11 protein-coding genes are annotated in these 8,174 nt (G+C 73.7%); 8 read left to right on the forward strand and 3 right to left on the reverse strand.

Annotation, left to right across the window (positions count from 1 at the left end):
- Together B7X32_RS15680 and B7X32_RS15685 are read right to left on the reverse strand one after the other, a co-directional pair.
- Positions 1-1,140, reverse strand: a 1,140-nt coding sequence (locus B7X32_RS15680; RefSeq protein ID WP_292721613.1) for a DNA polymerase Y family protein, incomplete at its 3' end; no start/stop codon positions are given.
- A complete protein-coding gene (locus B7X32_RS15685) occupies positions 1,137-1,910 on the reverse strand; it encodes a hypothetical protein (protein WP_292721617.1) in 774 nt (257 codons plus the stop codon). The genes B7X32_RS15685 and B7X32_RS15680, both read right to left, overlap by 4 nt.
- Before the next feature lie 120 nt (positions 1,911-2,030).
- On the opposite strand from B7X32_RS15685, the gene B7X32_RS15690 reads away from it, so the two are divergent.
- The gene (locus tag B7X32_RS15690) at positions 2,031-2,321 is read left to right on the forward strand and encodes a DUF1905 domain-containing protein (protein ID WP_292721620.1); all 291 of its coding nucleotides are present in this window, start codon (positions 2,031-2,033) and stop codon (positions 2,319-2,321) included.
- Positions 2,322-2,362: 41 nt separating this feature from the next.
- On the opposite strand, the gene B7X32_RS15695 is transcribed toward B7X32_RS15690, so the two are convergent.
- Positions 2,363-2,812, reverse strand: a complete 450-nt coding sequence (locus B7X32_RS15695; RefSeq protein ID WP_292721622.1) for a hypothetical protein — start codon at positions 2,810-2,812, stop codon at positions 2,363-2,365.
- A gap of 109 nt (positions 2,813-2,921) precedes the next feature.
- Here B7X32_RS15695 and B7X32_RS15700 point away from each other — a divergent pair, with 109 nt between their 5' ends.
- From B7X32_RS15700 to B7X32_RS15730, 7 genes are all read left to right on the forward strand, one after another.
- Positions 2,922-3,776 carry a Rieske (2Fe-2S) protein gene (locus B7X32_RS15700; protein WP_292721624.1) on the forward strand — a complete coding sequence of 285 codons (855 nt, stop codon included), beginning with the start codon at positions 2,922-2,924 and terminating at the stop codon, positions 3,774-3,776.
- A 74-nt stretch (positions 3,777-3,850) separates the two neighbouring features.
- The gene (locus B7X32_RS15705) at positions 3,851-4,321 is read left to right on the forward strand and encodes an A24 family peptidase (protein WP_292721626.1); all 471 of its coding nucleotides are present in this window, start codon (positions 3,851-3,853) and stop codon (positions 4,319-4,321) included.
- A 95-nt stretch (positions 4,322-4,416) separates the two neighbouring features.
- Positions 4,417-4,629, forward strand: a complete 213-nt coding sequence (locus tag B7X32_RS15710; protein WP_292721628.1) for a response regulator — start codon at positions 4,417-4,419, stop codon at positions 4,627-4,629.
- A complete protein-coding gene (locus B7X32_RS15715; RefSeq protein WP_292721631.1) occupies positions 4,622-5,236 on the forward strand; it encodes a CYTH domain-containing protein in 615 nt (204 codons plus the stop codon). Before B7X32_RS15710 ends, B7X32_RS15715 begins: the two co-directional genes overlap by 8 nt.
- A gap of 58 nt (positions 5,237-5,294) precedes the next feature.
- Positions 5,295-6,449, forward strand: coding sequence for a type III polyketide synthase (locus B7X32_RS15720; protein ID WP_292721634.1), 1,155 nt, complete (start codon positions 5,295-5,297; stop codon positions 6,447-6,449).
- Positions 6,439-7,152 carry a methyltransferase domain-containing protein gene (locus B7X32_RS15725; RefSeq protein WP_292721636.1) on the forward strand — a complete coding sequence of 238 codons (714 nt, stop codon included), beginning with the start codon at positions 6,439-6,441 and terminating at the stop codon, positions 7,150-7,152. The genes B7X32_RS15720 and B7X32_RS15725 overlap by 11 nt, the downstream gene beginning before the upstream one ends.
- Positions 7,149-8,174, forward strand: a 1,026-nt coding sequence (locus tag B7X32_RS15730) for an NAD(P)/FAD-dependent oxidoreductase (protein ID WP_292721638.1), incomplete at its 3' end; no start/stop codon positions are given. The genes B7X32_RS15725 and B7X32_RS15730, both read left to right, overlap by 4 nt.

Consider the following 8,174-nt stretch of genomic DNA (forward strand, 5'->3'; position numbering starts at 1 on the left):
CTCGTGGCCGAGCAGGGTCTGCACGCGGGAGACGGCGTGGTGCAGCCGCTCGTCGGTCCCGGATCCGAACAGGCCTGGCTGATGATGCGCGGCGTCGTCGACGGCGATGGGGGCGATCCGCACCCGGACGATGCCCCTGAAGCGGTGCGCCTCGTCGTCGTCGCCGGAGGCGGCGGTCTCGGCGGCCAGCGACTCCAACTGCCAGCGCACCCGGTCGACCAGGTCCGAGGCCTCGAAGCAGGTGGGATGCAGCCAGGTGCGCGAGGTCACCTGCTCGTCGTCGTCCGTGAGGTCGATGCGCACCTCGGTGCACACCAGCGAGGCCTTCGCGAGGGCGAGGATCACGGCGTCCGCGCTCTGTCGGACGGCGAACGCGATCTGGTCCGACTGCCCGAGGGGCGACTCGAACTCGACCTCCGCCATGAGCTCCGGATCCGGCGGGCGCGGCACGACCGGCCGGGAGTCCGCGCCCGCGGCCAGGGCGTGCAGGCGCGCGCCGTGCTCGCCGAAGCGCGCCCGCAGCCGTTCCGCCCCGAGTGCGGTGAGCTCGCCGAGGGTGCGCACGCCGAGGCGGAGCAGCAGCGCGGTCACCTCCGGATCCTGCAGGGCCTGCACGGGCAGCGGGGCGAGGAAGGCGGCCGAGGCTCCCGCGTCGACCACGAGCACCGGATCCGCGCCGCGCGCCGCGAGCTCGGCCGTGAACGGCCCGTCCGCGATCCCGATCCGGACCTCGGGATGCCCCTCCTCGGCGAGCCGGACGTGCAGGGCGCGTGCGGCCTCGCCCTCCCCGCCGTGGAAGCGTGCGACACCGCGGGCGCGGAGCAGCGCGAGCCCTGGCCGGAGCAGCTGCGCTCCGGGGGCCTGCTCCTCGATCAGGCGCAGGACGGGCAGGAAGGCCCGTTCGTCCCTGGCCGGATCCGCGGGCAGGATGCGCAGGCTCGGCAGCAGCCCCTGCGCCTCCCTACGGCGCTGTCCTACCCTGACGCCGTGGGCGCGCGCCGCCGCGCTGCAGGCGACCACCCTGTTCGCGTGGAGGATCGCCGCGGGCTCGGCCGCCGCGGCGCCGAGGGCCGCGCGCAGCGGCCAGTCCGGGAACCACAGCACGATCACCCTGACCGGTTCCCGCACCGCGGGGGTCATCCCGCCACCGCCAGGAGCGCGGGTGCGTCGGCGCGGGGGCGCGGGGAGGCGTGCATGGACGGGAGCGGGACGAGGCGGGGTGCCGCCGGGGCGACGGCCTCGATCATGCCGTGGGCGCCCGGCAGCCGCACCCGCACGCTCTGCGGCGCAGGGGAGCGCCGGGTGCGTGCGGTGACCGTCACCTCGCACTCCTCCAGCGCGCCCCAGCCGGATCCCAGCCCTCGCCAGTGGGGATCGTGCACCTGGAGGGACCCCTCGCTCTGCGGCCAGGCGGCGGCGCCCGATGCTCCGGAGACGACCAGCAGCGTGCAGCCGCGGTCGCGGAGCCGGGCGCTCAGTCGGCTCAGCTCCGCGTCCCGCACCGAGGAGGAGGGGCGGATCGCGATGAGCGGGATGACCTCGCTCAGCGCGGAGACGACGGAGAGCCAGCGCGGCCCAGGGGCGGGGACGAGGAGGAGGCGGTCCAGATCCACGCCGTGCCCGGCCAGAGCCTCGACGCCGAGAGTGGGCATTCCGACGGCGGCGCACCACGCGCCGGTGCGCGAGGCGCCGGCGAGCAGCGCCCCGATGAGCCCGGGAGAGGGGGAGAGCTCGTACGTCGTGCCGACCTGCAGGCCCCCTTCGGGGAGGATCGGCTCGAGGGGAGGAGGGACCGGGATCAGCGGCAGGTCGCTCCGGCGGCGCTGCATGCGGGTGATCTCGCGGCGCAGGCGCAGCACGTCCTCGGCGCGGGTGTCGGCGTCGGGGACGATCATAGAAGCGAGCGTCATCCCCATGACCTCCATTCTCGAATATCTCTTCTAATACTGCAACAGCAGTGAAGACGATAACTCGTACATCCGACATGGAGGAAGGGAGGCGGATCCCGCGGCCGCGGGTACGCTGAGGCGGTGCGGATCGAGTTCGACAGCGACGTGTGGCGGTGGGCGGCGCGCACCGACTCCTGGTACTTCGCCTCCGTGCCGGAGGAGCTGTCCGCCGAGATCCACGAGCTGCCGGCGCCCCCGCGCGGCTTCTCCTCGCTCCGGGTGCAGGCGCGGATCGGAGCGACCCGCTGGCGCACGTCGATCTTCTACAACGGCAGCGTCTACGTCCTGCCGCTCAAGCGGGCGGTGCGCGAGGCCGAGCACGTCGCCGAGGGCGACCTGATCGACGTGGAGCTCGAGATCCTCGATCTCTGAGCCATCGCGAAGACCGGAGCGGACACGAGCCTGGCTCGTCCTCAGCCGACGGGGCCGGCCTCCTGGCGGACGTCCTCGTGGAGGTGCAGGATGCGCAGCGCGCCGTCCGTCCCGCGCTGCAGCACGGCGGTGTTGCGGGAGAGCTCGGGGGAGACGGAGACGCCGCGGGCGTCCGTCCCGTCCACGCGCAGCCACCAGGTCGCGACGAGGACGCCGCCGACCTCGCGCACGCGGAGATCCTCGACGGTCAGCGCGTTCTCGGTCCAGGCCGGCGCGCTCGGCTCCGCCGCGGCATCGGTGCGGCGGCCGCGGAGTGCGGCGAGCTCCTCGAGCCCCGTGACCAGGGCGTCGGAGGCGGAATCGAAGATCGTCACGTCCTCCGCGAGGCGGGCGTCGATCGCCGCGCGGTCGCCGCCCAGATAGTCGTCGTACATCCCCGTCAGCAGGCGATGCACGTCGTCGTGGGGCAGGGAGGGGGCGGTCGGATCCATCGCGGCGAGGCTATCAGCTTGCGCGGACGCTCCGGCCTGTCAAGCCGTTGACCCTCGCCGATCGCGGGAGTAGACAGGGGAATCCGACGACGCGGTGCGGAGGAGATCCATGCGAGTGACAGCGGCGATGCAGTCCCTGATCCGGACGATCGGGAAGACCAAGGGACTCGATCCCGCGGCGGAGAAGCTGAGCGGCTGGGTCCAGGCGGCCACCCGGCCCACGCCCGTGAAGAACGCGCTCTCCGGATCCTGGCTGGGGCATCAGGTCCATCCGATGCTCACGGACCTGCCGATCGGGGCGTGGGGCGCGGCCACCGTGCTCGATCTCACCGGGGCGGATCCGGCGGCCTCGCGGCGTCTCGTCGGCCTCGGCATCCTCGCCTCCGCGCCGACCGCGGCCGCGGGCGCGTCCGACTGGTCGTCCCTGTACGGGCCCGAGAAAAGGGTCGGGCTGATCCACGCCGCCGCGAACGCGACCGCCTCCGTGCTGCAGATCACCTCCTGGCTCGTGCGGCGCCGCGGGCACCACGGCGCCGGCGCCGCGCTCAGCCTGCTGGGGCTGAGCCTCACCCTCGGTTCGTCCTATCTCGGCGGGCACCTCTCGTTCGTCCGCGGCTCCGGAGTGAACCACACGGCGTTCCAGGGTTCGGTGCGACGCTGGACGGACGTGGGGGCGGATGCCGACCTCGTCGAGGGCGCGCGGTCGCGGGTCATGGTGGGCGACGTCCCGGTGCTTCTCATCCGGGTCAACAGCGCCCTGCACGCGATCTCCGCCGTCTGCAGCCACGAGGGCGGCCCGCTCGACGAGGGGAAGCTCGGCGCCGACGGCTGCGTCACCTGCCCATGGCACGGCAGCAGGTTCCGCATCGCGGACGGCTCGGTGCAACGAGGGCCGGCGAGCGTCCCGCAGCCCCGCTGGGAGGCGAAGGTCGAGGACGGGAGGATCCTGCTCCGCTCCGCCTGATCGCATCCGCCGGCGGCGCCCGGGTTATCCACACCCCGCTCACGGCGGTCGCGTCGATCTCCTACCTTCGGGGGATGGATCCTGCTGCGGTGGTCGTCGTGCTGGCGCACCTCGGCCTGCTCGGGATCGGAATACGGCTGATCGTCGTCGACATCGCCACGCACCGGCTCCCGGACCGGATCGTGCTGCCGGCGCTCGGGGGAGCGCTCCTGCTCGCGCTCGCCGACGCGGTGCTGGCCGGCGGAGGCGCCCGGCTGCTCGGAGCGCTGTGGGGGATGCTGATCCTCGGCGGCTTCTATGCGCTGCTGCGGGCGCTGAGCCGCGAGGGAATGGGCGGCGGCGATGTGAAGCTCGCCGCCGTCATCGGACTGGTCCTGGGATGGCACGGCGGGCAGGCGCTCCTGGTGGGCGCGGCCTCCGCGTTCGTGCTGGGGGCCGTGCACGCGCTCTGGCTCATCGCGCTCCGCAGGGCGACCGGCTCGACGCGCATCGCGTTCGGGCCATGGATGATCCTCGGCAGCGCACTCGGGGTCGCGGCAGCCTGACGAGCCGGCGCGAGCAGCCGGCACGAAGAACGCGGTACCGGGCTCGCGGCACCGGGATCGCGTCCTGCGTGCGGGCGGGGGATTAGGGTGAGCACATGGCACTCGCACGGCTTCATGGCGGCCCGCTGGACGGGCAGATCCTTCCCCTCGCCGCGGAGGACGACAAGCTGATCCTCCCCTACAGCGAGACCCAGGTGGTCTACAACCGCCGGGGCGAGCCGAAGAACACCGGTCCGCACGACGGGCCCACCGAGGTGGACTACTGGTACGAGGAGTCCCTCGAGGACATCGTCCCCACCGATGACTGAACCGTCGCGCACGCTCGAGGTCGAGCGCAAGTACGACGTCGACGGCGACACGCCGCTGCCCGCCTGGGATGCGATCCCCGGCGTCGACGCGGTGACGGAGGGCGAGGCCCGCGCTCTGGACGCCCGGTACTTCGACACCGCGGACGGCGACCTCGCACGCGCGGGGGTGGCCCTGCGGCGCCGCACCGGCGGTCCGGACGAGGGATGGCATGTGAAGGGCCCGCGCAACAGGGACGGCCGCCTCGAGCTGGGCTGGCCGCTCGGCGAGGGCGAAGAGGTGCCGGCCGCGGTCGCCGAGATCGTCGCGCAGTGGACGACGCATCCGGTCTTCCCGCTCGCCCGTATCGAGAACGCCCGCACCGCCTACCTGCTCACCGGGCCCTCCGGAGTGGTGGCCGAATTCGTGGACGATCGCGTCCGCGGCACGGATCTGCGCCGCGGCGGACAGCGGGAATGGCGCGAGTGGGAGATGGAGCTGGGGCCGGCCGCCCCGGCGGACGAAGCGGGACGGGACGCCTTCTTCGAGGCCGTCGAGCAGGCGGTCGTCGCGGCCGGCGGGCGCGAGTCGCCCTCAGGATCCAAGCTCGGGCGCGCGCTCGGGTTCTGAACCGGCCCGGATCCGCAAGCCCCTTCCTGCCACGCGGACGGCATGCTTGAGTGGCACCATGAGCAGCCCGGTGATGCTGAGGTCCCTGCAGACGGTGGTGCCGGACACGATCCTGCATCAGGACGAGGTGCGCGACGTGTTCGCTGCGCAGCCGGGGCTCTCCCGGCTGGCGCGGCGGATCGTGACCGCGTCGTTCGACGGATCCGGCATCGACACCCGCCGCACGGTGCTCGACGAGCTCACGCTCGAGGAGACCGGCGCGGAGCCGGTGTTCTTCGACCATACGACGGGGGAGCTGCTCTCCCCGGCCACCGGCGTCCGCAACGACGTCTACGTCCGCGAGGCCGTCCCGCTCTTCGTCGCCGCGGCGCGTGCGGCCCTCGACGCCGACCCCGAGGTCGGGCCCGCCGACGTCACGCACGTGATCACGGTCTCCTGCACCGGCTTCCACGCCCCCGGCCCGGAGTACGAGATCGTCCGTGCGCTGGGCCTCTCCGACTCCGTGCAGCGCTACCACCTCGGCTTCATGGGCTGCTACGCCTCGATGCCGGCGCTGCGTGCGGCGAGCCAGTTCTGCGCGGCGGACCCGGAGGCCGTGGTGCTCGTGGTCAGCGTCGAGCTCTGCACGCTGCATCTGCGCTCCTCCGAGGACCCCGACGTGATCGTCGCCTCCTCGCTGTTCGCCGACGGCGCGGCGGCCGGCATCGTCACCGCACGTCCTTCCGCCGCCCCCGCGCTGCGCCTCGACCGGTTCCACACCGCGATCGCCCCGCAGGGCCAGAAGGACATGGCGTGGACGATCGGCGACCACGGCTTCGAGATGATCCTCTCCACCGCGGTGCCGCAGATCATCGGCGAGACCATCGTCGATGCGCTCCGCCCGCTCTACGCGGGGGAGCTGGGGGCGCCCTTCGAGGACGGCAGGATCGGCGAGGAGGTGCAGCACTGGGCGATCCATCCCGGGGGGCGCAGCATCCTCGACCGCGTGCAGGACCGGCTCGCGCTCAGCGATGCGCAGCTGCACCCCGCCCGCGAGACGCTGCGGCAGCACGGGAACATGTCCAGCGCGACGATCCTGTTCGTGCTGCGGCGCATCCTGGAGGAGGAGGGCGCGCGTGACGGCGAGCGCGTCTCCGCGATGGCGTTCGGGCCGGGCCTGACCGCGGAGAGCGCGCTGATGACGGTCGTCGGCGCGGAGGGCGATGGGCGCTGACCTGTCCGCCCGCGCCGTCGACGTGCGCGAGCTGATGGACGACCCCGCCGCGGATGCGCAGATGCTGGAGCGCACCTACCGTCGCTTCGGAGCGGTGAACGCCGTGGTCTCCCGGCCCGGCGCGCTGTACCGTGCGGACATCCGACCACGGGCGAGGGCCGGGGCGGTGCGGATCCTGGACGTGGGGGCCGGCGGGGGAGACCTCTGCCGGGCGCTCGCCGCACGGCTGGCGCACGACGGGCTCGCGGCCGAGATCACGGCGCTCGACGCGGACGAACGCGCCACGGCCTGGTCCGCCGCGCACGACGACGGCGCAAGGGTGACCTACCGGTGCGCGCTGGTGGCCGATCTGGTCCGGGCGGGCGAGGTCTACGACATCGTGCTGTCCAATCACGTGCTGCACCACCTCGGCGCCGTCGAACTGCAGGACATGCTCGCCGACACCGCGCGCCTCGCGGGACCGTCGGGTCTCGTGGTGCACCGCGACATCGCGCGCAGTCGCACCGCCTATGCGCTGTTCGCGCTGGGGACATGGCCGTTCGCCGGCAACCTGCTGGCCGGATCCTTCATCCGCGCCGACGGGCTGACCAGCATCCGCCGGTCGTACACGGCCGCGGAGCTCGCGGCCGTCGCGCCGGCGGGGTGGACCGTGCGACGTGGGCTGCCCTCCCGTCTGGAGCTGCGCCGGGAGCCGGGGCGATGAGCGAACCGGAGCAGCCGGCCGTCACCCCGCTGCTCGACCACGACGTGGTGGTCGTCGGCGCCGGTCCGGTCGGGCTGCTGCTGGCCTGCCTGCTCGCCCAGGACGGCATCGACGTCGTGGTCTGCGAACGCCGCAGGGACGAGGATCCGCGCAGCCGCGCGATCGGAATACACGCGCCGGGCCTCGAGATGCTCGACCGCGTCGGCGTGGGAGCGGCGGCGCGCGCCGCGTCCCTCGGGCTGGAGGGCGGCGACGTGCTCAGCCGGGGCCGAGTACTCGCCTCCCTCGACTTCTCCGAGCGCCGGCCGGTGCGCGTGCTCCCGCAGCAGCGCACGCACGCCCTGCTGCGGGAGCGGCTGCAGGCGCTGTCCGCGGGTGCCCTGCGTCCGGGCTGCAGCGTGCGCGCGGTCAGGGATGAGGGGGAGTTCGTGCGGCTCGCCGTCGACCGGCCCGCCGGTCGGCAGGAGGTGACGGCCGCGTTCGTGGTGCTCGCGGACGGCGTGCACAGCACCCTGCGCCGGGAGCTCGGCTTCGGATGGCGCCGTCGCCCCGGCCGCGCTGCGTACACGATGGCCGACGTCCTTGACCCCGCGGCCGGGGTGCGCGCCCAGCTGCACTGCGGGCCGGGGGGAATCGTCGAGGCGTTCCCGCTGCCCGGCGGCATGCGGCGCTGGGTGCTGCGGGGCGGCGTGCACACCGGGGCGGAGTTCCGTGCGGCGATCGCGGAGCGGATCGGGCGGGATCCTGAGATCGGCGACGACGTCCGGCCCACGGGATTCGTCGCGGCCCAGCATCTGAGCCAGACCCTCGTCCGGGGCAGGGTGGCGCTGCTCGGCGACGCCGCGCACGAGATCAGCCCGATCGGCGGGCAGGGCATGAACCTGGGCTGGGTGAATGCCGGCCGACTGGCCGAGGCGCTCCGTGCCGCCCTGGTCGAGGGCGAGGCGGATCTCGGCGGCTATGCGCGTGGAGCTCTGCGCGCCGCGCGCGCCGCACAGAGGCGCAGCGCCTTCTACATGACG

Source organism: Microbacterium sp. 13-71-7 (assembly GCF_002257455.1).
GTDB lineage: Bacteria > Actinomycetota > Actinomycetes > Actinomycetales > Microbacteriaceae > Microbacterium.